Source organism: Pseudomonas sp. MCal1 (assembly GCF_026341415.1).
Lineage (GTDB): Bacteria > Pseudomonadota > Gammaproteobacteria > Pseudomonadales > Pseudomonadaceae > Aquipseudomonas.
Genome location: NZ_JAKUMP010000015.1, coordinates 118,156 through 144,053, shown reverse-complemented (window position 1 = coordinate 144,053; position 25,898 = coordinate 118,156). Strand labels below are relative to the sequence as shown.

The following is a 25,898-nucleotide window of genomic DNA, read 5'->3' as shown; positions in this document are numbered from 1 at the left end:
CAACCGCCTCTATATATAGAAGAGGTTGGTGCAGAGCCCTGGCTTGAATTGGCTGTATTTGCTAACAGGGCGAGGTGCAACCGTTTGTCCCCGCCTTCAAATGGCCTGCTGTTTTTTTACCCGTTTTCAGTAGGGTGACTTCTTGAGTTTGACCTACTAGAATGCTTGCCCTTGATTCTTGGGTCGGAAACGGCCGGCTAACGTCTGTGCAACGAGGAATATCCATGCAAGTTTCTGTTGAAAATACTACTGCTCTTGAGCGCCGCATGAGCATCACCGTGCCGGCTGAGCGCATCGAGACTCAGGTCAACAAGCGTCTGCAGCAGACTGCCCAGAAGGCCAAGATTGCTGGCTTCCGTCCAGGCAAAGTGCCAATGAGCGAAATCAAGCGCCGCTTCGGTGCTGATGCGCGCCAGGAAGCGATCGGTGACGTGATCCAGTCCTCCTTCTACGAAGCTGTGGTCGAGCAGAAGCTGAATCCGGCCGGTTCGCCGTCGATCGAGCCAAAGTCGCTCGAAGCTGGCAAGGACCTGGAATACGTAGCCGTATTCGAAGTTTTCCCTGAGTTCACCGTTGCCGGTTTCGAAAGCATCAACGTTGAGCGTCTGAGCGCTGAAGTGGCTGACGCCGATCTGGACAAGATGCTGGACATCCTGCGCAAGCAGAACACCCGTTTCGAAGTGGCTGAGCGTGCTGCCCAGAACGAAGACCAACTGAACATCGATTTCGTTGGCAAGGTCGACGGCGAAGTGTTCGCTGGCGGTTCCGCCAAGGGCACTCAGCTGGTGCTGGGTTCCGGTCGCATGATCCCTGGCTTCGAGGAAGGCCTCGTTGGCGCCAAGGCCGGTGAAGAGCGCGTTCTGAACCTGACCTTCCCAGAGGACTATCAGAACCTGGACCTGGCTGGCAAAACCGCCGAGTTCACCGTGACTGTCAACACCGTTTCCGAGCCAAAACTGCCAGAGCTGAACGAAGAGTTCTTCGCTCAATTCGGTATCAAGGAAAGCGGCATCGACGGTTTCCGCTCCGAAGTTCGCAAGAACATGGAGCGTGAACTGCGTCAGGCGATCAAATCCAAGGTCAAGAATCAGGTAATGGACGGTCTGCTGGCCACCAACCCGATCGAGGTGCCCAAGGCTCTGTTGTCCAACGAAGTTGACCGTCTGCGCGTGCAGGCTGTTCAGCAGTTCGGTGGCAACATCAAGCCTGACCAACTGCCTGCCGAGCTGTTCGAAGAACAAGCCAAGCGTCGCGTTGTACTGGGTCTGATCGTGGCTGAAGTGGTCAAGCAGTTCGAGCTGAAGCCAGACGAAGCCCGCGTTCGCGAAATGATTCAGGAAATGGCTTCGGCTTACCAGGAGCCTGAGCAGGTCGTGTCCTGGTACTACAAGAACGAGCAGCAACTGAACGAAGTCCGTTCGGTTGTGCTGGAAGAACAAGTTGTGGATACTGTTCTGCAGAAAGCTAGCGTGACCGACAAAGCGGTCTCTTACGAAGAAGCGGTCAAGCCGGTAGAAGCTCCAAAAGCCGACTGATTGTTTTTGCGTTAGAAGCACACACCATAAGCCAGCCTTCGAGCTGGCTTATGCGTATTCAAGACATGACTATTTGGGAGTGACTGCAGAGCATGTTCCGTAATTCCTATATTCAGCAGAACTCTGATATCCAGGCCGCCGGCGGCCTGGTCCCGATGGTTGTCGAGCAATCTGCTCGTGGCGAGCGCGCCTATGACATCTACTCGCGTCTTCTCAAGGAGCGAGTAATCTTTCTGGTGGGCCCTGTAGAGGACTACATGGCCAACCTGATTTGCGCGCAATTGCTGTTCCTTGAAGCGGAAAACCCGGACAAGGACATCCATCTTTATATCAACTCCCCGGGCGGTTCGGTGACAGCGGGCATGTCGATCTACGACACCATGCAGTTCATCAAGCCAAACGTATCGACTACCTGTATCGGTCAGGCGTGCAGCATGGGCGCGTTCCTGCTGACGGCCGGTGCACCTGGCAAGCGTTTCTGCCTGCCTAACTCGCGCGTGATGATTCACCAGCCACTGGGCGGTTTCCAGGGCCAGGCATCGGACATTGAAATCCATGCCAAGGAAATCCTCTTCATTCGCGAGCGTCTCAACACGCTGATGGCCAAGCACAGCGGCCGTACGCTTGAAGAAATCGAGCGCGACACCAACCGCGACAACTTCATGAGTGCAGAAGCTGCGAAGGAATACGGTCTGATCGACGAAGTGATCAACCAGCGCCCAGCTTAAAAACAAGCAGCTCAAAATAGGCTTGGTCGGCGCGTCTGATCAGCGGCGGGCTTGAAAAAGCCCGCAATAGCCTTCATCTTGTGTTGCAAGCCTATCGGATTTGGATCGAACGAATGACTGACACCCGCAACGGCGAGGACAACGGCAAGCTGCTCTATTGCTCCTTCTGTGGCAAAAGCCAGCATGAAGTGCGCAAATTGATTGCCGGCCCCTCGGTCTTTATCTGCGACGAGTGCGTCGACCTGTGCAATGACATCATCCGCGAGGAGGTGCAGGAAGCACAGGCCGAAAGCAGCGCGCATAAATTGCCTTCGCCTAAAGAAATCAGCGGCATCCTTGATCAGTATGTAATTGGTCAGGAGCGTGCCAAGAAGGTTCTGGCAGTAGCGGTGTACAACCACTACAAGCGTCTGAACCAGCGTGACAAAAAGGCTGACGACGTCGAACTCGGCAAGAGCAACATCCTGCTGATCGGCCCGACCGGCTCCGGTAAAACCCTGCTGGCCGAAACCCTGGCCCGCTTGCTGAACGTTCCGTTCACCATCGCCGACGCAACCACCCTCACCGAGGCGGGTTACGTGGGTGAAGACGTCGAGAACATCATTCAGAAGCTGCTGCAGAAGTGCGATTACGACGTAGAGAAAGCCCAGATGGGCATTGTCTACATCGACGAAATCGACAAGATTTCGCGCAAGTCCGACAACCCGTCGATCACCCGGGACGTTTCCGGTGAAGGCGTGCAGCAGGCCTTGCTCAAACTGATCGAAGGCACGGTCGCTTCGGTTCCGCCGCAAGGTGGCCGCAAGCATCCGCAGCAGGAATTCCTTCAGGTTGATACCCGCAACATCCTGTTCATCTGCGGTGGCGCATTCTCCGGTCTGGAGAAGGTCATTCAGAACCGTTCTACAAAGGGTGGCATCGGTTTCAACGCAGAAGTGCGCAGCAAGGAAGAAGGCAAGAAGGTGGGCGAGTCCCTGCGTGAAGTCGAGCCTGACGATCTGGTCAAGTTCGGTCTGATCCCGGAATTCGTCGGTCGTCTGCCGGTCCTGGCGACGCTGGACGAGCTGGATGAGGCTGCTTTGATGCAGATCCTCACCGAGCCGAAAAATGCCCTGACCAAACAGTATGCCAAGCTGTTCGAGATGGAAGGCGTGGATCTGGAATTCCGTTCCGACGCGCTGAAAGCAGTCGCCAAACGTGCCCTGGAACGTAAAACCGGTGCCCGTGGCCTGCGTTCGATTCTCGAAGGTGTACTGCTCGACACGATGTATGAGATCCCCTCGCAGTCCGAGGTGAGCAAAGTAGTGATCGATGAAAGCGTGATCGAGGGCAAGTCCAAACCACTGTATATCTACGAAAACAGTGAGCCGGCTGCCAAGGCTGCACCGGACGCGTAAGCGTCCGGTCTGCCGGAACAAAGAAGGGGCCTTCGGGCCTCTTTTTTTTTATGTCGTTTTTTACACCCCCTTTACGCTTGTTTTTTTTCAAGTCAGCCCCCATCTTGGTTTCAAGTTCAATTCCATCTGATTACGGCCATATGGCCGCCGTAGAGGCGAAATCATGAAGACCACCATCGAATTGCCTCTCCTGCCATTGCGTGATGTCGTTGTGTATCCGCACATGGTTATCCCGCTGTTCGTGGGGCGCGAGAAATCCATCGAAGCCCTCGAGGCCGCGATGACGGGCGACAAGCAGATCCTGCTGCTGGCCCAGAGAAACCCGGCTGACGACGATCCCGGTGAAGAAGCTCTCTATCGCGTAGGTACCATCGCCACAGTTCTGCAACTGCTGAAGCTGCCGGACGGCACCGTCAAGGTTCTGGTCGAAGGCGAGCAACGTGGCGCTGTCGAGCGCTTCAGCGAAGTCGATGGCCACTGTCGTGCCGAAGTCTCGTTGATCGACGAAGTCGACGCCGCCGAGCGTGAGTCCGAAGTGTTCGTGCGCAGCCTGCTGTCGCAGTTCGAACAATATGTGCAGCTGGGCAAGAAAGTCCCGGCTGAAGTCCTGTCGTCGCTCAACAGCATCGACGAGCCTGGCCGCCTGGTAGACACCATGGCCGCGCACATGGCACTGAAGATCGAGCAGAAGCAGGAAATCCTCGAAATCATCGATTTGTCAGCCCGGGTTGAGCACGTTCTGGCCCTGCTGGACGCCGAGATCGACCTGCTGCAAGTCGAAAAACGCATTCGTGGCCGCGTCAAAAAGCAAATGGAGCGCAGTCAGCGCGAGTACTACCTGAACGAGCAGATGAAGGCCATTCAGAAAGAGCTCGGCGACAGCGACGAAGGCCACAACGAAATCGAAGACCTGAAAAAGCGTATTGATGCTGCCGGTCTGCCGAAAGATGCCCTGGCCAAGGCCACTGCCGAGCTGAACAAGCTCAAGCAGATGTCGCCGATGTCTGCTGAAGCCACCGTGGTGCGCTCCTACATCGACTGGCTGGTTCAGGTGCCTTGGAAGGCTCAGAGCAAGGTGCGTCTGGACCTGGCCCGTGCCGAAGACATTCTCGACGCCGATCACTACGGCCTCGAAGAGGTCAAGGAACGCATCCTTGAATACCTCGCCGTGCAAAAACGCGTGAAGAAAATTCGCGGCCCGGTGTTGTGCCTGGTCGGTCCTCCAGGCGTGGGTAAAACCTCGCTGGCGGAGTCGATCGCTCATGCCACCAACCGCAAATTCGTGCGCATGGCCCTCGGTGGTGTGCGTGACGAAGCGGAAATCCGTGGTCACCGTCGGACTTACATCGGTTCGATGCCAGGAAGATTGATTCAAAAGATGACAAAAGTGGGTGTGCGCAACCCGCTGTTCCTGCTCGATGAAATCGACAAAATGGGCAGCGACATGCGTGGCGACCCGGCGTCGGCGCTGCTCGAGGTGCTCGATCCGGAACAGAACCACAACTTCAACGACCACTATCTGGAAGTCGATTACGACCTTTCGGACGTGATGTTCCTGTGCACCTCGAACTCGATGAACATCCCGCCAGCGCTGTTGGACCGGATGGAAGTGATCCGCCTGCCGGGTTACACCGAAGACGAGAAGATCAACATTGCGGTCAAGTACCTCTCGCCAAAGCAGATTGCAGCCAACGGCATGAAGAAGGGCGAGCTGGAATTCGACGAAGAAGCGATCCGCGACATCATCCGTTATTACACCCGCGAAGCCGGTGTGCGTGGCCTCGAGCGGCAGATTGCCAAGGTTTGCCGCAAGGCGGTCAAAGAGCACGCGCTGGAAAAACGCTTCTCGGTAAAAGTGACAGCTGACCTGCTGGAGCATTTCCTCGGTGTCCGCAAGTTCCGCTACGGTCTGGCCGAGCAGCAGGATCAGATCGGTCAAGTGACCGGCCTGGCCTGGACTCAGGTGGGTGGCGAACTGCTGACCATCGAAGCGGCTGTGGTGCCGGGTAAAGGTCAACTGATCAAGACCGGTTCGCTGGGTGACGTAATGGTCGAATCGATCACTGCGGCCCAGACCGTGGTGCGCAGCCGTGCCAAGAGCCTGGGCATTCCTCTGGACTTCCATGAGAAGCGCGACACTCACATTCACATGCCGGAAGGCGCTACGCCGAAAGACGGCCCGAGCGCTGGTGTAGGCATGTGTACTGCGCTGGTGTCGGCTTTGACGGGTATTCCTGTGCGAGCGGATGTCGCCATGACCGGCGAGATCACCCTGCGTGGTCAAGTTCTCGCCATCGGCGGTTTGAAAGAAAAACTGTTGGCCGCTCACCGTGGCGGAATCAAGACAGTGATTATTCCGGAAGAGAACGTGCGCGATCTGAAGGAGATTCCTGACAATATCAAGCAGGATCTGCAGATCAAACCAGTTAAATGGATTGACGAGGTCCTGCAAATTGCGCTGCAATACGCGCCGGAGCCCTTGCCGGATGTGGCTCCGGAGATAGTTGCCAAGGACGAAAAACGTGAGTCTGACTCTAAGGAAAGAATTAGCACGCATTAATACGCTTTTGCCTGGGGGGCTTCCTTGACAGATTTTTAGAGCCCTTGTTATAAAGCGGCTCTTAAGTGTCTGTAGGCCATTCAGCACTCGTTTTTGCTTTCACCAAAAAACTTAGAATCATCTCAAAATAGATATAAGGGGACTTAGAGTGAACAAGTCGGAACTGATTGATGCTATCGCTGCATCCGCTGATATCCCGAAAGCTGCTGCTGGCCGTGCGCTGGACGCTGTAATCGAATCCGTCACTGGCGCTCTCAAGGCTGGCGACTCCGTTGTTCTGGTTGGCTTCGGTACTTTCTCCGTGACTGATCGTCCAGCTCGCATCGGTCGTAACCCACAGACCGGCAAGACTCTGGAAATCGCGGCAGCCAAGAAGCCAGGTTTCAAAGCCGGTAAAGCCCTGAAAGAAGCCGTCAACTAAGTTTGATTCAGGTTTTTACCCATCCGGGTCGGGGTCATGCCTGACTTGGCAGCGGAGCGGTAGAGCAGGCGGTTGGAATAGCCGCCTGTCACACCGGGATCGAGGGTTCGAGCCCTGTCCGCTCCGCCAGTTACGAGAAGGCGCATCCTCGGATGCGCCTTTCTTCTATCCGGATTCTACCCACGCTCCACGGTTGCCTAATTTGAAGTTCAACCGTTTCTGGGGGACGCATGCTGCAGAATATCAGGGACAATTCACAAGGCTGGATTGCCAAGACCATTATCGGAGTCATCGTTGCACTGATGGCTCTGACCGGTTTCGACGCCATTTTCCAGGCCACGACTCACAAGAATGAGGCGGCCAAGGTCAACGGTGAAGAAATCAGCCAGAACGAGCTGAGCCAGGCGGTGGATATGCAACGCCGTCAGCTGATGCAACAACTGGGCAAGGACTTCGACGCCTCCTTGCTGGACGAAAAAATGCTGCGCGAATCAGCCCTCAAGGGTTTGATCGATCGCAAGCTGCTGCTGCAAGGCGCGGAACAATCGAAATTCGCTTTCTCCGAAGCGGCCCTGGATCAAGTGATCCTGCAGACGCCTGAATTCCAGGTCGACGGCAAGTTCAGCTCCGACCGTTTCGATCAGGTGATCCGTCAACTGGGCTACACCCGCATGCAGTTCCGCCAGATGCTGGCTCAGGAAATGCTGATCGGCCAGTTGCGCGCCGGTGTGGCGGGCAGCGGTTTCGTGACCGACGCTCAAGTGCTGGCCTTCGCCCGTCTGGAAAAACAGACCCGCGATTTCGCCACGCTGAACATCAAGGCTGATCCTTCGGCCGTGAAGCTGACCGATGACGAGGTCAAGGCTTACTACGACGAGCACGCCAAGGAATTCATGACCCCGGATCAAGTGGTCATCGATTATCTGGAGCTGAAAAAGGCTTCGTTCTTCGATCAGGTCACCGTCAAGGACGAAGACCTGCAGGCGGCGTATCAGAAAGAGATCGCCAACCTGTCGGAACAGCGTCGTGCGGCGCACATTCTGATTGAAGTCAACGACAAGACCACCGAAGCTCAGGCCAAGGCGAAGATCGAAGAAATCCAGGCGCGTCTGGCCAAGGGCGAGAAATTCGAAGCGCTGGCCAAGGAGTTCTCGCAGGATCCGGGTTCGGCCAACAACGGTGGTGACCTCGGTTATGCCGGTCCTGGCGTTTACGATCCAGCCTTCGAGAAAGCCCTGTACTCGCTGAACAAGGATCAGGTTTCCGAGCCGGTTCGCACCGACTTCGGTTACCACCTGATCAAGCTGCTGGGTGTCGAGGCGCCTGAAGTGCCGACCCTGGCCAGCCTGAAAGACAAGCTGACCCGCGAGCTGAAAACCCAGCAAGTGGAGCAGCGTTTCGTCGAGGCGACCAAGCAACTGGAAGACTCTTCGTTCGAAGCATCCGACCTGGCCCAGCCAGCGCAGGAGCTGAAACTGACCGTGCACACCTCCAAGCCGTTCGGCCGTGAAGGTGGCGAAGGCGTTACAGCCAACCGTGCCGTCGTGACCGCCGCGTTCAGCACTGAAGTGCTGGAAGAGGGGGCCAACAGCACCGCCATTGAGCTGGATCCGGAAACCGTGATCGTGCTGCGTGTCAAGGAGCATCTGAAGCCTGCTCAATTGCCGCTGGAAAGCGTAGCCGCTGCCATTCGCACCCAATTGACCAAAGAGCACGCCAGCGCAGCTGCCAAGACCAAGGCGGAGCAACTGATCGCCAGTCTGCGTGATGGCAAGACGCCGCTGGACAAGGCGGTGGACGGTCAGAACTGGAAGGTCACTGAAGCGGCGAACCGCGCTCAGGAAGGCGTTGATCCGGCGGTGCTGCAAGCGTTGTTCCGCATGCCGAAACCGTCCGCCAAGGACAAGCCGACCTTCACCAGCGTGACGCTGGCGGATGGCAGCCTGACCATCGTGCGTCTGAACGGCGTGAACGAAGCAGCGGCTCCGACCGATGAAGAGAAAGCGCAATACCGTCGCTTCCTCGCCTCGCGTGTAGGCCAGCAAGACTTCGCGGCGTACCGCAAACAGCTGGAAAGCGAAGCCGACATCAAGCGTTTCTGATGCCTGGCTGAGCCGCAAGACCCGAGCCCCGGATGAAAATCCGGGGTTTTTTTATGCGCGCTGTTTCTGCCGCGGTCTGGGTCCTGTGGCGATCAAGCCGGGATGCAACCGCCAAATTGCGCGTGTTCGTCGATCATTTATCAGCGCGACTTTTTCCTGCGATTGAAGGTCGATAGAGTTGTAACTGTTTTAAGACACTAATCCATACGCCGCGGGGCAGCGATCTGTTGCACAATACGCCCCGGACCGTTTTCCCTCAGGATGTTCAATGTTGAATTCTATTCCCGTGCGTTTCATCGGGTTGGCGTTGTTGCTGACCGCCGCTGCCGGCTGTTCCAAGGACAAGCCTATCTACGAGCATGAGAATTTCGACGACTCCGGCACCTTTTCGCGCAATTACCCGGTGACCGACACCGCCAGTTGCGAAGCGGCCCGCCGAGCGTTGCTCAGCCAGGGCTACATCATTACCAGCAATGACCCGAAACTGGTCAGCGGGCACAAGAGCTTTCAGCAGACCGGCGAAACCCATCTGGAGATCAGCTTCAACGTGGTGTGCGCCGATGATGGCAGCGCCGGCCATCACGCCACCGTGTTCGCCAACGCCCTGCAGGACCGCTACGCGCTGAAGAAGACCAACAACTCGGCCAGCCTCGGTGTCGGCGTGCTGGGCTCGGTCTCGATGCCGATCGGCTCGTCTGACGACTCGATGGTCAAGGTCGCCAGCGAAACGGTGTCGTCGCAGAAGTTCTACGAGCGCTTCTTCACGTTGGTCGAGCTGTTCCTGCCGGCTGACGCAAAGAAGGCTGCGCACATCACCGAAAAACCGAAGACCGACCTGGGCGTCCCGGAAGCCAAAGCGACGCCAGCTCCATTGGCTCCAACCCCTGCGGCTGAACCGGCCCCGGCCCCAGCACCGGCGGCCGAGCCCGCTGCGGCACCGGCGCCAACGCCTGCGGAGGCAACCCCGGCCAGTTCCGAGCCGGTAGCACCGCCGGCCGAAGCCGCGCCGATCACCCCGGCACCGGTTGCCGAACCTGCGCCCGCGACGCAAACCATCACCCCTCCGGCCAACCCGACGGACATGCCGCCGCCCTCCGAGCCGATTCCAGCCATGCCTGCCTCCGGGCAGTGAACTTTACGCCACGTCTCCGACCTCTGTCGGACGCGTGGCGTTTTGTTGTCTCCCTTGAGCTTCTTCCTGCCAGTCCCGTCGAAAAAATTCCCGCGATAAATTCCTGACCGCCTGCTACGTTTATTTCATGAAGGACGCGTTTCATTTTTCCTTCACACGGGCACTTTATGCTCGAGGCACTGGTCATTTGTTCCAGGCCATTTCAAGCAAGCAGGTAGGGGGATTACGCAATGGATGACTATCAAGAAGAACTGCTCGAATTCCAGGCCTTTGAGCTGGATTCACCCGAGCCTGCGGAAGACGCCACCGAGCTGTGAGGCGTCAGCCTGTCTTGCGGTGACTGCGGCGAAATTCGCCCGGTGTCTGGCCGTTCCAGCGCTTGAAGGCGCGCTGGAAAGCTTCGGCCGAAGCAAACCCCAGCAGGTAGGCGATTTCACCGAATGCCAGTTCGGTGTCGCGGATGTAGGTCATCGCCAGATCACGGCGGGTGTCATTGAGGATCGCGCGAAACTGCGTGCCTTCCTCGGCCAGCTTTCGCCGTAACGTCCAGGTCGGCAGCTTCAGGCGTGCCGCCACTTCTTCCAGATCCGGTTCCCGGCCGCCATTGAGCAACGGCCCGAGCAATTGCGTGATGCGCTCACGCAGGCTGCGGGTGCGGGTCAATTGCTCCAGTTCCCGTTCACACAAACCGAGCAGATGTTTCCAGGTGCTGGGGCAATGCTCCGGGTTGCGTTGGGCCAGGCTGGTGAGGCTCAGGCGCAGTTGATTGTGTTCGGCGCCGAACTGGATCGGGCATTCGCCGAGCACCGTATAAGCGTCGCGGTAATCCGGGCTGTCGAATTCGATTTCGATCCGTTCGGCGCGCAGGGGCTCGGGGCTGACGCTGGACAACTGATGCAGCCAGCCGGCAATGATCGAATCCACCACAAAGCGGTTGTAGGCGTTGTACGGGCTGATCGAGTAGAACCGCAGCCATGCACCACTGGCGTCCTCGTGGAAACTCGACTGACCGCGATAGTTGGAGCCGTACAAGGGTTCGAAGCGAGTCAGACAACGAGCGGCTTCGCGTACCGTCGGGGCCTGCGCCGCGGTCACGCCGGCCAGCCCGGCCTGACTCAAGCGACTGAGCCCGCCCATGCGCAAACCCAGTGCCGGATCGCCGGTCAGCTGGATCGCGCCATGCCCCAGACGCATGTAGCGCGGGATCGACAGACGCGCCCCGGCTTCGGCCAGTCGTGCGGCATCCAGGCCGTACTGTTGGAGCAATGGCAACGGATCGACGTCATGGCTGCGCACGGCATCGACCAGGCTGTGGACGAAGCCCACCGACAGATCCCCGAGACGCATCGGCAGCGGTTTCATGGTTTACAGCCAGAGGTTCAGCAGGCGTGCGCCACGAGCTTCGCTGTCAGCGAACTGCTGGCCGTTGCTGCTGAGGAAGCTTTGCCCGGAACTCGGTTTGTCCCAGAACTGCCCGCGCAGAAACACACTCATGCCGGCCAGCGCCTTGCTGGCCGACGGTTGCGCGGTCAGGGTCAACTGGTGCCAGGCCTGGCCTTCGCTGATTGCTCCCGGTTTCAGGCTGACCGGGCCCGGCACGCTCAAGCCTTTGTAGCCTTTCCACGGTTGATCCCAGACGCCATGACCGACGACAACCGCAGGCACTGCGATCAGCTGCGCGCCTTGTTCGTCGAGTTTGCGGTAGTTGTCCGGATACCAACTGTCCTTGCCGATCAGCACGCCAAGGCGTCCGGCCGGAGTGTCGACCACGTTGATCCGGGAAGCCTCGCGGGTGCTGGGTGCTTCGTCCTGATCGAAAACCGGACGCATCTGCCGCTGAGGCTGGCCGAGCGGGGCGCCGTCACGGCCAAACACTACGGTGCTGTTGTACAGCGCGCCACTGCCGGCCTTGAGCCGGCCTTCGATGATGTTCGGCTCGGGCAACACGATCGAGCCGGCCACCAGGGTGATCTGGAATTCCTTCGCCAACCCACCGAACAGCGCTTGATAGTCCTTGGCCATGTCCCGGGACTTCATGCGCAGGTGCGCGTCATCCAGACGTTTGCTGCCCTTGGCGGTGAGCCAGGCGCGAGCAAATTGCACCGGGTTGCTCGCCGCCAGCCAGTTCATCGCTTCGGCGAGGGTGGCGGCCTGGTACAGCTCGTCTTTCTCGCCGCTGATCATCAGCCAGGTGCCGACATGCTCCGGCAGGATGACCACGGTTTTTTCATTCAACAACCCCTGATCCTGAGCCTGCTGCAAATAGGCGGCGAGCTTGCGGTGCAGACGTTCGGGGCTTTGGTAGTCGGTGGGGAACAGTTCGGGCTGGATGCCCAGCAGATTGCCGCGGTCGGCCGGGGTGCCCTGATCGACCGCGAGTTTGATCCGCAGGTCCGACAGGTAATGACCGGCCGGGCGGTCAGCCGCCCACATGGCGTAGAAGGTGAGCGCGGCGATGAGCGCCATGGAAAAAGTCAGGTACAGAAGTTTGCGCATGAAATCCAACAACAGCCGGGTACAGGGTGTGCGGACAGGGTAGGGCGCCAGCTCCGGCTTGCCAAGGGGCGCTGCGCATTTGGATCAATAACTTGTCAGTTACGGTCATTGAGTGACAGCGATGCGACTCCTAATCTGTCGACCATGACTGACGGGGGACGCAGAGCTCCCGCATTTTCCGTGATCGCTCGCTGTGGAGTTAACGATGACCGCCACTCAATACCCGCACCTGCTGGCCCCGCTGGACCTGGGATTCACCACGCTGCGCAACCGCACCCTGATGGGCTCGATGCACACCGGCCTTGAAGAGAAGCCGGGTGGATTTGAACGCATGGCGGCATACTTCGCCGAGCGTGCCCGGGGCGGCGTCGGCCTGATGGTGACCGGCGGTATCGGTCCGAACGACGAGGGCGGTGTGTATTCCGGCGCGGCCAAGCTGACCACCGAGGAAGAAGCGCTCAAGCACCGTATCGTCACCCGCGCGGTGCATGAGGCGGGCGGCAAGATCTGCATGCAGATCCTCCACGCCGGCCGTTATGCCTACAGCCCGAAACAGGTTGCGCCGAGCGCGATTCAGGCGCCGATCAACCCGTTCAAGCCCAAGGAGCTGGACGAGGAAGGCATCGAGAAGCAGATCAACGATTTCGTCACCTGCTCGGTACTGGCCCGGACCGCCGAGTACGACGGCGTGGAAATCATGGGCTCGGAAGGTTATTTCATTAACCAGTTCCTGGCGGCCCACACCAACCATCGCACCGACCGTTGGGGCGGCAGCTACGAAAACCGCATGCGCCTGCCTGTGGAAATCGTTCGCCGCGTACGTGAAGCGGTCGGCCCGAACTTCATCATCATCTTCCGTCTGTCGATGCTCGATCTGGTGGAAGGCGGCAGCACCTGGGAAGAAATCGTCACTTTGGCCAAAGCCATCGAGCAGGCCGGCGCGACCATCATCAACACCGGCATCGGCTGGCACGAGGCGCGGATTCCGACCATCGCCACCAAAGTGCCGCGTGCAGCGTTCAGCAAGGTCACGGCCAAGCTGCGTGGCTCGGTGAAGATTCCGTTGATCACCACCAACCGCATCAACACCCCGGAAGTCGCCGAGCAGATTCTCGCCGAAGGCGATGCCGACATGGTGTCGATGGCCCGGCCGTTCCTCGCCGACCCGGATTTCGTCAACAAGGCTGCCGAAGGCCGTGCTGATGAAATCAACACCTGCATCGGCTGCAACCAGGCCTGCCTCGATCACACCTTCGGCGGCAAGCTCACCAGTTGCCTGGTCAACCCGCGCGCCTGCCACGAGACTGAACTCAATTACCTGCCGGTCAAGCAGATCAAGAAGATCGCCGTGGTCGGTGCCGGTCCTGCCGGTCTGTCCGCCGCCACCGTGGCCGCCGAGCGCGGGCACCAGGTGACCTTGTTCGATTCGGCCAGCGAGATCGGTGGCCAGTTCAACGTCGCCAAACGCGTGCCGGGCAAGGAAGAGTTTTACGAAACCCTGCGTTACTTCAAACGCAAGTTGCAGACCACCCACGTCGAGGTGTGCCTGAACACCCGCGTCGACGTGGCGAAGCTGGTCGAGGGCGGTTACGACGAAGTCATTCTGGCGACCGGCATTGTGCCGCGTCTGCCGGCGATTCCGGGCATCGAGAACGCCAAAGTGCTGAGCTACCTGGATGTGCTGCTCGAGCGCAAACCGGTCGGCAAGCGTGTCGCAGTGATCGGCGCCGGCGGCATCGGTTTCGATGTGTCGGAATTCCTCGTGCATGAAGGTGTGGCCACCAGTCAGGATCGCGCTGCGTTCTGGAAAGAGTGGGGCATCGACTCGAATCTGGAAGCCCGTGGTGGCGTGGCCGGGATCAAGGCTGCACCACATGCTCCGGCGCGCGATGTGTTCCTGCTGCAGCGCAAGAAATCCAAGGTCGGTGACGGTCTGGGCAAGACCACCGGCTGGATTCATCGCACCGGTCTGAAGAACAAGCAGGTACAGATGCTCAACAGCGTCGAATACCTGAAGATCGACGACCAGGGCCTGCACATTCGCATCGGCGAAACCGGCGAGCCGCAAGTGTTGCCGGTGGACAACATCGTCATCTGCGCCGGCCAGGATCCGCTGCGCGAGCTGCACGACGGTCTGATCGAAGCCGGGCAGAACGTGCACCTGATCGGCGGCGCCGATGTCGCGGCGGAGCTGGATGCCAAACGCGCGATCAATCAGGGTTCGCGTCTGGCCGCCGAGCTGTAACGCTGCAATCAGGTCCAGCGTGCCAACGACCATCGCGAGCAAGCTCGCTCCCACAGGTTTTGCGTCGTTCACAGATGTTGTGAGCTCAGCAGAACCTTGTGGGAGCGAGCTTGCTCGCGATGGCGTCCTTTGAGCGACTAGAATGCTGGCTCTGTCCAGAATGAAAAGTCACCCATGCTTCTTCCCCCCGCAGACTGGCTCCCTCAAGCCCCCCTCGATCCCTTTCATCTGGACTGGCTCACTGCCGCCGGCATTGAAGTCGCGATCTTGCGTCTGGACAGGATCGATCCGCTGATCAGCGGCAACAAGTGGTTCAAACTCGTCGAACATCTCAAAGCCGCCGATCGCGCGGGCGCCGAAGGCATCATCAGCCTGGGCGGCGCGCACTCCAATCATCTGCATGCACTGGCGGCTGCGGGCAAACGCCTGGGATTCACGACGGTCGGGCTGTTGCGCGGGCATGCGCAGGACACGCCGACGGTCAGGGATTTGCAGGATTTCGGCATGCAACTGCACTGGCTCGGGTTTGGCGGTTATCGGGCGCGGCATGAGCCGGGGTTCTGGCAGCCGTGGCGAGAGCAATATCCGACACTGCATCCGGTGCCTGAGGGTGGCGGCGGTTTGCCGGGAGCACAGGGTTGTGCGTCATTGAAGGATCAAGTCAATGCGCAACTCGGCAAGCTCGGCTGGAACGACTATCAGGGTTGGTGGCTGGCCTGTGGCACGGGCACCACGCTCGCGGGATTGGTTTTGGCCGAGGCAGGACAACATGCGGTGTATGGCGCAATGGCTGTGCCCGACGATCACTGCGTCGCGGCCAATGTCGAGGCGATCGTGGGTGAGGCCGGAGGCTACGAGCTGATCGACGCCAGCCGTGGTGGTTTCGCCAAGGTCGATCCGGCGCTGCTTGAATTCATCGCGCAAACCGAACAGGCCAGCGGCATTCCCCTCGAACCGCTGTACACCGGGAAAGCCTTGCTGGCGCTCAAACAACAGATCGAATCTGGCCGCTTTGCCCGGGGTTCACGCTTGATTTTTGTCCACACCGGCGGTTTGCAGGGCCGGCGTGGATTTGATGGCTAGCCCTGATTGCGCTTGGGCATCATCCGCAGCAGCGTGTTATCGCCCACCACGTAATGGTGATACAGCCCCGCCAATGCATGCAGGCCGATCAGCCAATAGCCGATATTGCCGATCAGTACGTGCCATTGTTCAACCTGCTTGGCAAAGGCTTTGTCTTCTTGCACCAGCAACGGCAGGTCGAAACCGTAGAACATCACTTGATGGCCCTCGGCGCTGGTGATCAGCCAGCCGAGGATCGGCATGGCGATCATGAACAGGTACAGCGCCCAGTGCATCAGTCGGGCGAGCGCGGTCTGCCACAGCGGTGAAGCGGGGAAGATCTTCGGCGCCGGGCCGATGCTGCGTGCCAGCAGGCGAAACCACACCAGCACGAACACTGTCAGGCCCAGCATGTAGTGCACCTCGCGGATCAGCGAGCGGCCACCACTGCCCTTGGGGAAGATGCCACGCAATTCCATGCTGGCGTAAACCAGCACCAACAGCACCAGCATCAACCAGTGCAACAGGACTGACACGGTGCTGTAGCGTGATTCTGAACTTGTCCACGGCATACGGTATTTCCTCACGGATCAGGGTCGAAACGTGCCGTTCTTGAGCGACGGCATGCCTTAACTGTAATCCGCTTTGGCCGAATTGCCCGCGCCTAAAAACGCTTTCATTGCGCGAAATCAGGGGTTTGCCCAAAAAAAACGCCAGTGTCGGGCAGACACCGGCGTTTTTTTTGCCGCAGCCGCCGCAATCAGCTGCTTTGCGGCATCTCGCCGTTGGCCAGGCGCTTGTTGATGTCGGTGATCACTTCCGGCAGATCGCTGATGGTGTCGATCATGTAGTGCGGGCGCGAGCCTTCGAACAGCGCGTGAATGCGCTTGCGTTCGCTGGCCAGCGCATCGCTGCCCAGTGCGCGAAAGCCTTCGTAATCCAGGCCCAGGGCGTTGCCGGAGCAGATCAGTGCCACGGTCCACATGCCGGCGCGACGGCCTTCGAGAATGCCCGGCACGGTGTCGTCGATCTTCACGCAGGCGGCGACATCGTCGATGCCCAGCGCAATCACGTTGGCCAGTGCTTGTGCAGGCCATGGGCGGCCGTTCGGCACTTCGTCGGTGGCCACGACGTGGTCGGCGATGTAGCCGTTGGTGGCGGCGAGTGCCACGACCTTGTCCATCACCTGCTTCGGATAACCGGAGCAGGAACCGATCTTGATCCCTTGCTGACGCAGGTTGGCGATGGTCTCCAGTGCGCCGGGAATCAGCGCTGAATGCTCGGCGATTTTCTCGATCTGCAGCGGCATGAAGCGGTTATAGATTGCAGTCACGTCATCGTCGGTCGGAGTGCGGCCGAATGCCTTGCGATAGCGCTCGGCAACCTGCGGCTGATCGCACAGGGTGCGGATGTGATCCCACTTGCCCATGCCCATCGGGCCTCGAGCTTCTTCGATGGAGACCTGGACGTCGAACTCGGCGAAGGCTTCGACGAAGATCTGGGTCGGGGCGAAAGAACCGAAATCGACGACGGTGCCGGCCCAGTCGAGGATGGCGGCTTGCAGCTGGGTTGGGTTGTTGTAGTTCATGGCAAAGATTCCTGTGATAACACGCAATTCGAAAATATGGTGATCTTGTGGGAGCGAGCTTGCTCGCGAAGGCGTCGTGCCAGTTGGCATCTAGGTTGAATGTGTGACCGCATTCGCGAGCAAGCTCGCTCCCACAGTGGGTGGCTTAAATATCGAGCACTTCCATCTCGCGCAGCACTTCACCCACCGCTGCGACGGCTTCGCGCATCTGCGCCGGGGTGACGTGGCCGATGCAGCCGACGCGGAAGGTTTCGACCTGGGTCAACTTGCCGGGATAGAGGATGTAGCCCTTGGCCTTGACCCGTTCGTAGAAGTCCTTGAACTGGTAGCGCGGATCTTTCGGTGCGTGGAAGGTCGCAATGATCGGCGCCTGGATCGCGGAGGGCAGGAAACTGCGCAAGCCGAGCTTGCCCATCTCTTCCATCAGCGCCTGGCAGTTGGCGGCGTAACGCGCATGCCGCGCCGGCAGGCCGCCTTCTTCGTTGTATTGCAGCAGGGCTTCGTGCAGCGCCGCGACCACGTGGGTCGGCGGGGTGAAGCGCCACTGGCCGGTCTTTTTCATGTAGCTGTGCTGGTCGAACAAATCCATCGCCAACGAATGCGAGTTGTCGGCGGCTGCGGCCAACGATTCTTTGCGAGCAAACACGAAACCCATGCCCGGCACGCCTTCCAGGCATTTGCCGGAGGCGGCGATCAGCGCATCGAACGGGACTTTTTGCGCATCCACCGGCAACGCGCCGAAGGAACTCATGGCATCGATGATCAGGCGTTTGCCGTGCTGTTCGACGACCTGAGCGATTTCCGGCAGTGGATTGAGAATGCCGGTGCTGGTTTCGCAGTGGATCAGCGCGACGTGGGTGATGTCGCTGTCGGCGCGCAGCAGGCGGTCGACGTCGGCGGCGGTGGTCGGTTCGTCTTCAGCGGTTTCAAAGGTGCTGAACGGGCGGCCGAGCACTTCGCAGATTTTCGCCAGACGCTTGCCGTAAGCACCGTTGATCAGCACCAGCACCTTGCCGTCGCGGGGGACGAGGGTGCCGATCGCGGCTTCGACGGCGAAGGTGCCGCTGCCCTGCAACGGTACGCAGTGGTGAGTGGCGGCGCCGTTGATGATGGCCAGCAGTTGCTCGCACAGGCTGGCGGTCAATTGGTTGAAGCGGTCATCCCATGAACCCCAGTCGACCAGCATCGACTGACGGGTGCGGGCCGAGGTGGTCAACGGGCCGGGAGTGAGCAGGATGGGTGCGGCAGTACTCATTCGTGTGTCCTCGCGATAGCGCTGTGGGATGAAGCTACGGGGCCTACGTTGCAATTCGGCGGATCATCAATCAAATTGTTTGTTGTTATGCCAGCCATCAGTGAGGGTTATTCATGAACCTGTTCCAGCTCCGCGCCTTCGACGCCGTGGCCCGGGAAGGCAGCTTTACCCGTGCGGCTGCGCGGTTGTTCATCAGCCAGCCGGCGGTCACCGGGCACATCAAGGCGCTGGAGGAGCATTACCAGATCACGCTGTTGCGACGGACGGCGCGCCGGGTCGAGCTGACGGAGGAGGGCACCAAACTGGCAGCGATCACCCGGGCGATGTTCGGCATGGCCGAAGAGGCGCAGGCGTTGCTCGAGGCCAATCGGCAGTTGCTGACCGGACGTCTTGAGGTCGCGGCGGACGGCCCGCACATGGTTATGCCGATGCTCGCGAGCCTGCGGGCACGCTATCCGGGGATCACGGTGAATCTGCGATTGGGCAATGCTCAGGAAACGTTGGCAGCGTTGTTGTCCGAGCATGCTGATGTGGCGGTGCTGACCGAAGTCGAATCGCGCAAGGGGCTGCACCTGCAAGCGCTGAGCGAATCGCGGATCTGCGCGCTGGTGCCGGCGGGGCATCCGTGGGCGGCTCGCAGCGGTGAGGTCAGGCTCAAGGAGCTGGATCAGGTGATCATGGTCTTGCGCGAGCCGAGTTCGATTACCCGGCGCACGTTTGATCAGGCCTGTGCGCAAGCGTCGGTCAGCCCACGGGTGTTGCTGGAACTGGACAGTCGCGAGGCGGTTACTGAAGCGGTGGCAGCTGAGTTGGGGGTCGGGGTGGTGTCATCGGTGGAGGTCAGCCATGACCCCCGTGTCGTCGCGATTCCCATTGCGGGAGAGGGGCTGGTGAACCGGCACATGCTCGGCTGCGTGGAGCGGCGGCGGGAGTTGCGGTTGATTCAGGCGTTTTTCGGATTGGCTCCCAACTGATAACCGTATCGCGGCCATTCGCGAGCAAGCTCGCTCCCACAGGGTTTGTGCACGCCGCGGCTCCAGTGTGGGACCGAGCTTGCTCGGGAAGGGGCCGGAACTGACTACGCAAGGCTTTCGCGAACCATCTCGAGAAACGTCGCCACCACCCGCCGCGAACTCTGCTCGCGCAGGCACACCAGTGTTTCGGTCAAGCGCCGGGTGCAGTCGGTGATCGGCAGCGCGCAAACCCGTGAGTCCGCACCAAACTCTGCCGCCGACACCACGCCCACGCCAATCCCCACGACCACCGCTTCCCGCGCCGCTTCCCGGCCTTCGACCTGGATCGCCGGGCGGATGCGGAAACCGGCGCGGGCCATTTCTTCTTCCAGGGTCTGGCGAGTCACTGAACCGTGTTCGCGCAGTACCAGCGGCGTGTCATCCAGGTCTGCCAGGCAGATCGACTCGCGCTCGGCCCACGGATGATGACGCGAGACAAACGCCACCATCGGATCATTGCGCAGCGGCACGCACAGCAGACGTTCATCGCTGACATCGCGCCCAAGCAACGCCAGATCAGCCTGATAGTTGAACAGCCGAAACAGCGATTCATCGGTATTGCCAGTCTCGATCTTCACGCTGATCCCCGGGTAGCGTTCGCAGAACCGGGCAATCTGCGGCAACACGTGTACCGGCGCATCCACCGCCAGAATCAGGCTGCCGGTCTGCAAGGCCTGGGATTCCTGCAGCAGCTCCTGGGCTTCGGCCTCGACCACGAACAGACGCTGGGTGATCGCCAGCAGGCGTTCGCCCAGATCCGTCAAACGGACCGAGCGTTTGTTGCGATGGAACAGCAACACACCGAAACGTTCTTCGAGTTTGCGCACCTGGTCGGAAATCGCCGGTTGCGTCAGATAAAGCCGCTCGGCGGCTTTGGTGAAGCTTCCGTGCACGGCGACCGCGTGAAAGGCTTTGAGCTGTGCGTGTGAAACCGACATTTCTGACTCCAGTAACAAGCTGAGCTTATGTGTGAAATACGATAAATCGATTTTATTTATTAAACAGTAATTGCTTTGATCCGCTCACGCCAACGCTGACTGCCCGGTCGGGCAGCGACGCTGGCCATGAGCCTGTGCGTGCAACAGCAGGACTCATCTGACCGGTATCGCCGAAGGGACGGGGTGATATCGCAGTGCTCAACAATAAAAACACAGGCGTTTACTTAACGATTCTGCCGGCACACTCACACCCTGAGGTCAGAACCACAATGAACAAGCACATCGGCACCCTTGCGCGTTGGCGCATGCAGATCTTCGCTGTCACCTGGCTCGCTTACGCCGCGTTCTATTTCACCCGCAAAGCCTTTTCGGTGGCCAAACTGGGCATCGCAGAAGACCCCACCTTCATGCTCGACAAAATGGCGATGGCCAACCTCGACGCGATTTATCTGGCGGCTTACGCCATCGGTCAGTTCACCTGGGGCATGCTCGCCGACCGCTTTGGTCCACGGGTCGTGGTCCTCGGCGGCTTGCTGATTTCCGCCGCTGCGGCGCTGGTGATGGGCAGCTTCGCGACCTTGCCGATCTTCGCGACCTGCATGCTGATTCAGGGGCTGGCGCAGTCCACCGGATGGTCGGGATTGTGCAAGAACCTCGGCAGTTTCTTCCCCGCCGAACAGCGCGGGCGGGTGCTTGGGTTATGGAGTTCCTGCTACGCGTTTGGCGGCCTGGTGGCGTCACCGTTCGCCGGTTGGTGGGCTTACACACTGGTCGGTACCTGGCACGCGGCGTTCATTTCCAGTGCGGCGGTGGTCGCGTTGGTGGCGGTGCTGTTCTTCATCTTTCAGCGCAACAAACCGGAAGATGTCGGCTTGCCCGCCGTGGAGCCGGAGCCGGTCATCAGCGCCGAGGAAGCCGAAGCCAACAGCAAACTCAGCGTCTGGGAACCGCTCAAGGAAATCCTGCGCAACCGCACGGTGCTGGTGCTGGGGCTGGCGTATTTTCTGTTGAAACCGGCGCGTTACGCGATTCTGCTGTGGGGCCCGGTGATCGTGTTCGAACAGATGCCTTCGGTCGGCAAGGTCGGCGCGGCGATCATCCCCACCGCGTTTGAACTGGCCGGCCTGCTGGGCCCGATCATGATCGGCCTGGCTTCAGACAAACTGTTCGGAGCCCGACGCATGCCGGCCTGCGTGTTGAGCCTGCTGGCGCTGACCGTGACCCTCGCGTTGTTCATGGGCGCCTTGCACACCGGCAGCGTCATGCTGGTGGTGGCATTGTTGTTCGTGATGGGCCTGACCCTGTATGGCCCGGACTCGATGATCAGCGGCGCGGCCGCCATCGATTTCGGCAAGGCCAAGGCCGGCGCCACGGCGGCCGGATTCGTCAACGGCTGCGGCTCGGTCGGTGCGGTGCTCGGTGGTTTGCTGCCGGGATACTTCGACTCGGTGACGGTGTTCATCGTGTTCGCCGGTTGCGCGCTGTTCTCGGCGCTGGTGCTGATTCCGCACTGGAACAGTCGCCCGGTCGGCGTCATGGAACCCCGTGCTTCGGTGCCCAATCGGGCCCTGACCATCAAACCCCTGCGTAACTGAATAAACCTGCCTCGCGGCCTGCTGCGCCATTCGCGGCAGGCTGTGCCGTGGCCGACTGACTGGAGAACTCCCATGAGACCGTTTTGGCTGGAGCAGGCTTTGCAACTCGACACGTCCGAACCTTGCGCGCCGCTGCAAGGAGATGTGCGCGCCGACGTGTGCATCGTCGGCGGCGGTTACACTGGGTTGTGGACGGCGATCATGCTCAAGCAGCAGAACCCCGAACTTGATGTGTTGCTGATTGAGGCCGACATCTGCGGCGCCGGCGCCAGTGGGCGCAATGGCGGTTGTGCGCTGTCGTGGTCGGCGAAGTATTTCACCCTTGAGCGGCTGTTCGGCGTCGAAGAGGCGGTGCGGCTGGTCAAGGAATCGGAGCGCAGCATCCACGCCATCGGCGAGTTCTGCGAGCAGTACGGCGTCGATGCGGATTACCGTCTCGATGGCACGCTTTACACCGCCACCAACCGCGCGCAATGCGGCTCCACCGATGCGGTGATTGCGGCGCTGGAGCGCAACGGCATCAACTCGTTTACCCAGCGTCCGGTCGCTGATGTGCAGCGCATGGCCGGTTCGGAAAAACACCTGGAAGGCTGGTTTTCGCCAGCCGCCGCCAGCGTGCAGCCGGGCAAACTGGTACGTGGCTTGCGCCGGGTGGCGTTGCAACTGGGCGTGCGGATTCATGAAGGCACGGCGATGACCGGGCTGGAGGAAGGCCGTCCGGCGCGCCTTCATACGGCGAACGGCTGCGTGACCGCCGACCGCGTGGTACTGGCGATGAACGCGTGGCTGGCCCGCGCTTTCCCGCAGTTCGAGCGCAGTGTGGCGATCGTTTCCAGTGACATGCTGGTCACCGAACCGCGTCCGGATCTGTTGCAGGAAATCGGTTTGACCAGCGGCGTGACCGTGCTTGATTCGCGGATTTTCGTGCACTACTACCACAACACCCCGGACGGCCGGATCATGCTCGGCAAGGGCGGCAATACCTTCGCTTACGGCGGGCGGATGCTGCCGGTATTCGACCAGCCATCACCTTACGCCGGATTGCTCAAGCGCAGCCTCGACGATTTCTTCCCGGCTTTTGCCGATGTGAAGATCGACGCAACCTGGAATGGCCCATCGGATCGGTCAGTCACCGGCCTGCCGTTCTTCGGCCAGATGAGTGCCGGCGGCAACGTGTTCTACGGTTTCGGTTATTCCGGCAGCGGCGTCGGACCGTGCCACATGGGCGGGCAGATTCTCGCTTCGCTGGTGCAAGGTCTCGACAACCCATGGACGCGTTCACCGCTGGTCAACGGGCCGCTGGGTTACTTCCCGCCGGAACCGATTCGCTACCTCGGCTCGCTGATGGTGCGCAACGCCATTCGCCGCAAGGAGCGCGCCGAGGATCACGGTCGTCGGCCCCGGCACCTTGATGTGCATCTGGCGAAATTTGCTGCTGCGGCGGGCAAGGCTGACAAAGGTTGATGGTCAACGGGGCGGGGCGTAGCGGTTGAGCAGCCAGTCGAGCAATAAGTCGTCGTCAGGCTCGGTTTCCGTGGGCTGCGATGTTCGCGGGCGGCAGGCGTCGAGGCAGAGGATCGGCCGGTCGGGATCGCTGTCGAGAAAACTCACCCAGACCTCGCTGCCGGCGCAGGGCAGATTTTCCCGAGCCAGGCCGCTGCCGGCATGGGGCATGACCACCGCCAACCACAGCACTTCGCTGGCGCTGGCATTCGCATGATCGGGCCATAACCGGACGGCGATCCGCCCCTGATCGTCCACTTGCGCCGGTTGCCCCGGCACGCCGAGTACCTGCGCCGACTGATACCCCGGAATTGCAGGGCGCGGTTGTTTCGGCGGCGGGCGAAACGGGGTCGACCAGGGCAGCGCCGTAAAGTCGTTGTGATAACGGCGAACCGTCTGAACGGGATCGAGAATGGAAGGTTGCTGGCCTTGATGACGCAAGTCGGTGATCAACCATTGCTCGTTGAACGCGTTTACCGGGTGCTCCATGACTTGCACCAGACGCCCGCTGAGCAGTCGCGGGCAATCGCTGCGGCCGTGGATCGAGCGTGACCTGCAGCGTTGGCGTTCCAGCAGGCGACGACTGCGCTGGGCCGCGTGACGTTGCGCAGTCGGCAGAAATCCCGGAGGGGCGATGGCACTGCCCAGCGTGTGATTGGCAGCGTCCTGGCCCGCAATCGAATACCCTCGCTCACGCACTCCGGCAGGAATCTGAGGCAGCACCGCCTCATGGCGCTGGAACAGGCTGCTGAGGCCGGTTGCTGGCGCATCGATCTGCGTGTTGAAAGGAATCGCTGTCGGTTGCTGCGGCAGGCTCAGGCTGTCATCGGCGAACACCACCACGTGGCCGTCCGGCTGATGTTCGAAGTGATAGTGGATGCCTTCCTCTTCGCAAAGCCGTTGCAAAAAGGCCAGATCGGTTTCTTCGTATTGAATGCAGAACGGGCGCGGCGGGTAGTGGCCGACAGTCATCTCGATCCGATAGCTGTCGGCGGGCAGGTGATGTTCGCTGAGCAGTTGTTCAAGGATGGCGGGCACGTTCAGTTGCGTGAAGACCCGGCGAACAGGGTGTTGCTCCAGCGCCTGCAGATACGGCATCAGCACCAGTTGGTAGGCGATCCGGTGTGTTGCGCGGTATTCGCAGCTGGCACTTTGAATGATGCCGTGAATTCCGTGGTCATCATCCAGGTGCAGAAATGCCGCCTGATGCAGCAGCGTGCCGGGGGACCAGGCGGGCGCCAGGCCCATGACTTCGATCTCGAACCGATAGGGCTGATTCAGCGCTTCATGACCGCTGAAGCGCAGGACCGGCAGGTTTATCCCGCCCTCGGCCAGGGTCAGCGAAAACGGACTTTCCTTGTCATTGAGCATTCGAGCGGGCTCTGTTCAGGCGATACGGGCCACAGAGGGTACGAAAACACGACGTTGAATGGACGTGGCAAACCGGTTTTTCAGAATTGCCCTACAAGGCGTGTAGAAGATGTCGATGCGCATCGGAATTTTTGGTCGATTGCCGACTTTAGGCCGTATAAACTTGGCGCCATGCGTCGGCCAATAGATGTCTCGGCGCCACAGATCAAGAGAGTGAGTAATGGGCGCACAGTGGAAGGTTAAACACAAAGAAGCGGCAGCCAACGCCAAGGGCAAGATCTTCGGCAAACTGGTGAAGGAAATCACCATTGCTGCGCGTAACGGTGCCGATACCGCCACCAACGCACACCTGCGTCTGGTGGTCGAACAGGCCAAGAAAGCCTCGATGCCCAAGGAAACCCTGGATCGCGCCATCAAGAAGGGTGCTGGCCTGCTGGGTGAAACCGTTCAGTACCATCGCGTGACTTACGAAGGTTTCGCACCGCATCAGGTGCCGCTGATCGTCGAGTGCGTGACCGACAACATCAACCGTACCGTGGCGGAAATTCGCGTGGCGTTCCGCAAGGGCCAACTGGGTGCTTCCGGTTCCGTTGCGTGGGACTTCAACCATGTCGGCATGATCGAAGCGTCGCCGGACACCCCGGATGCGGATCCGGAAATGGCCGCGATCGAAGCCGGCGCCCAGGATTTCGAGCCGGGCGAAGAGGGCGCGACCCTGTTCCTGACCGACCCGACCGACCTCGATGCCGTGCAGAAAGCCCTGCCGGAACAAGGCTTCACCGTGCTGTCGGCCAAACTGGGCTACCAGCCGAAGAACCCGGTCAGCGGCCTGAGCGCCGAGCAGATGGCAGAAGTCGAGGCATTCCTGGAAGGCCTGGACAACCATGACGACGTGCAAGACATGTTCGTTGGTCTCGCCGGCTGACACACCAGAAAATCGCAGCCCTCGGGCTGCGA

20 protein-coding genes and 1 pseudogene are annotated in these 25,898 nt (G+C 60.1%); 14 read left to right on the top strand and 7 right to left on the bottom strand.

Features of this window, described 5'->3' with window-relative positions; translation table 11 throughout:
• Positions 1-224: 224 nt before the first annotated feature.
• The 8 genes and pseudogenes from tig (at position 225) to MKZ87_RS23595 (ending at position 9,875) form a co-directional block, all read left to right on the top strand.
• The gene (gene tig, locus MKZ87_RS23630) at positions 225-1,535 is read left to right on the top strand and encodes a trigger factor (RefSeq protein ID WP_085703277.1); all 1,311 of its coding nucleotides are present in this window, start codon (positions 225-227) and stop codon (positions 1,533-1,535) included.
• Positions 1,536-1,627: 92 nt separating this feature from the next.
• Positions 1,628-2,263, top strand: coding sequence for an ATP-dependent Clp endopeptidase proteolytic subunit ClpP (gene clpP / locus MKZ87_RS23625; RefSeq protein WP_007951559.1), 636 nt, complete (start codon positions 1,628-1,630; stop codon positions 2,261-2,263).
• A 113-nt stretch (positions 2,264-2,376) separates the two neighbouring features.
• Positions 2,377-3,660, top strand: a complete 1,284-nt coding sequence (clpX, locus tag MKZ87_RS23620) for an ATP-dependent Clp protease ATP-binding subunit ClpX (protein ID WP_085699001.1) — start codon at positions 2,377-2,379, stop codon at positions 3,658-3,660.
• A 163-nt stretch (positions 3,661-3,823) separates the two neighbouring features.
• Positions 3,824-6,220, top strand: a complete 2,397-nt coding sequence (lon, locus tag MKZ87_RS23615; protein WP_085690114.1) for an endopeptidase La — start codon at positions 3,824-3,826, stop codon at positions 6,218-6,220.
• Between the two features lie 148 nt (positions 6,221-6,368).
• A complete protein-coding gene (locus tag MKZ87_RS23610) occupies positions 6,369-6,641 on the top strand; it encodes an HU family DNA-binding protein (protein ID WP_002552737.1) in 273 nt (90 codons plus the stop codon).
• Between the two features lie 230 nt (positions 6,642-6,871).
• Positions 6,872-8,743, top strand: coding sequence for a SurA N-terminal domain-containing protein (locus tag MKZ87_RS23605; protein ID WP_266202044.1), 1,872 nt, complete (start codon positions 6,872-6,874; stop codon positions 8,741-8,743).
• Positions 8,744-8,820: 77 nt separating this feature from the next.
• A pseudogene (locus MKZ87_RS23600) lies at positions 8,821-8,919 on the top strand (LysR family transcriptional regulator); the annotation flags it as partial.
• Between the two features lie 92 nt (positions 8,920-9,011).
• Positions 9,012-9,875, top strand: a complete 864-nt coding sequence (locus MKZ87_RS23595; RefSeq protein ID WP_266202043.1) for a DUF2242 domain-containing protein — start codon at positions 9,012-9,014, stop codon at positions 9,873-9,875.
• 321 nt (positions 9,876-10,196) lie between these two features.
• On the opposite strand, the gene MKZ87_RS23590 is transcribed toward MKZ87_RS23595, so the two are convergent.
• Positions 10,197-11,237 carry an AraC family transcriptional regulator gene (locus MKZ87_RS23590; RefSeq protein WP_266202042.1) on the bottom strand — a complete coding sequence of 347 codons (1,041 nt, stop codon included), beginning with the start codon at positions 11,235-11,237 and terminating at the stop codon, positions 10,197-10,199.
• 3 nt (positions 11,238-11,240) lie between these two features.
• Positions 11,241-12,371, bottom strand: coding sequence for a nitrilase-related carbon-nitrogen hydrolase (locus MKZ87_RS23585; protein WP_266202041.1), 1,131 nt, complete (start codon positions 12,369-12,371; stop codon positions 11,241-11,243).
• A gap of 205 nt (positions 12,372-12,576) precedes the next feature.
• Here MKZ87_RS23585 and MKZ87_RS23580 point away from each other — a divergent pair, with 205 nt between their 5' ends.
• Both MKZ87_RS23580 and MKZ87_RS23575 read left to right on the top strand, forming a co-directional pair.
• Positions 12,577-14,616 carry an FAD-dependent oxidoreductase gene (locus MKZ87_RS23580; protein WP_266202040.1) on the top strand — a complete coding sequence of 680 codons (2,040 nt, stop codon included), beginning with the start codon at positions 12,577-12,579 and terminating at the stop codon, positions 14,614-14,616.
• 174 nt (positions 14,617-14,790) lie between these two features.
• Complete coding sequence (locus MKZ87_RS23575) at positions 14,791-15,699, top strand: 1-aminocyclopropane-1-carboxylate deaminase/D-cysteine desulfhydrase (RefSeq protein ID WP_085703273.1); 909 nt, start codon at positions 14,791-14,793, stop codon at positions 15,697-15,699.
• On the opposite strand, the gene MKZ87_RS23570 is transcribed toward MKZ87_RS23575, so the two are convergent.
• The 3 genes from MKZ87_RS23570 to MKZ87_RS23560 form a co-directional block, all read right to left on the bottom strand.
• Complete coding sequence (locus MKZ87_RS23570) at positions 15,696-16,250, bottom strand: cytochrome b (RefSeq protein WP_085699015.1); 555 nt, start codon at positions 16,248-16,250, stop codon at positions 15,696-15,698. The genes MKZ87_RS23575 and MKZ87_RS23570 overlap by 4 nt on opposite strands.
• Before the next feature lie 188 nt (positions 16,251-16,438).
• Entirely contained in the window at positions 16,439-17,266 is an 828-nt protein-coding gene (phnX, locus tag MKZ87_RS23565) for a phosphonoacetaldehyde hydrolase (RefSeq protein ID WP_085703272.1), read from the bottom strand.
• Positions 17,267-17,411: 145 nt separating this feature from the next.
• A complete protein-coding gene (locus MKZ87_RS23560) occupies positions 17,412-18,521 on the bottom strand; it encodes a 2-aminoethylphosphonate--pyruvate transaminase (protein ID WP_085703271.1) in 1,110 nt (369 codons plus the stop codon).
• 113 nt (positions 18,522-18,634) lie between these two features.
• Between MKZ87_RS23560 and MKZ87_RS23555 the strand changes: the two genes are divergently transcribed.
• Positions 18,635-19,495 (top strand): LysR substrate-binding domain-containing protein, encoded by an 861-nt coding sequence (locus MKZ87_RS23555; RefSeq protein ID WP_085703270.1) that lies wholly within the window; start codon positions 18,635-18,637, stop codon positions 19,493-19,495.
• Positions 19,496-19,599: 104 nt separating this feature from the next.
• Here MKZ87_RS23555 and MKZ87_RS23550 read toward each other — a convergent pair whose 3' ends face one another.
• Entirely contained in the window at positions 19,600-20,472 is an 873-nt protein-coding gene (locus tag MKZ87_RS23550) for a LysR family transcriptional regulator (protein WP_085703269.1), read from the bottom strand.
• A gap of 269 nt (positions 20,473-20,741) precedes the next feature.
• Here MKZ87_RS23550 and MKZ87_RS23545 point away from each other — a divergent pair, with 269 nt between their 5' ends.
• Together MKZ87_RS23545 and MKZ87_RS23540 are read left to right on the top strand one after the other, a co-directional pair.
• Entirely contained in the window at positions 20,742-22,067 is a 1,326-nt protein-coding gene (locus tag MKZ87_RS23545; protein ID WP_085703268.1) for an MFS transporter, read from the top strand.
• 72 nt (positions 22,068-22,139) lie between these two features.
• A complete protein-coding gene (locus tag MKZ87_RS23540) occupies positions 22,140-23,531 on the top strand; it encodes an FAD-dependent oxidoreductase (RefSeq protein ID WP_085703267.1) in 1,392 nt (463 codons plus the stop codon).
• A 3-nt stretch (positions 23,532-23,534) separates the two neighbouring features.
• Here MKZ87_RS23540 and MKZ87_RS23535 read toward each other — a convergent pair whose 3' ends face one another.
• Positions 23,535-24,941 carry a type VI secretion system Vgr family protein gene (locus MKZ87_RS23535; protein ID WP_085703266.1) on the bottom strand — a complete coding sequence of 469 codons (1,407 nt, stop codon included), beginning with the start codon at positions 24,939-24,941 and terminating at the stop codon, positions 23,535-23,537.
• Between the two features lie 220 nt (positions 24,942-25,161).
• Here MKZ87_RS23535 and MKZ87_RS23530 point away from each other — a divergent pair, with 220 nt between their 5' ends.
• Positions 25,162-25,866 (top strand): YebC/PmpR family DNA-binding transcriptional regulator, encoded by a 705-nt coding sequence (locus MKZ87_RS23530; RefSeq protein WP_027614601.1) that lies wholly within the window; start codon positions 25,162-25,164, stop codon positions 25,864-25,866.
• Positions 25,867-25,898: the final 32 nt, after the last annotated feature.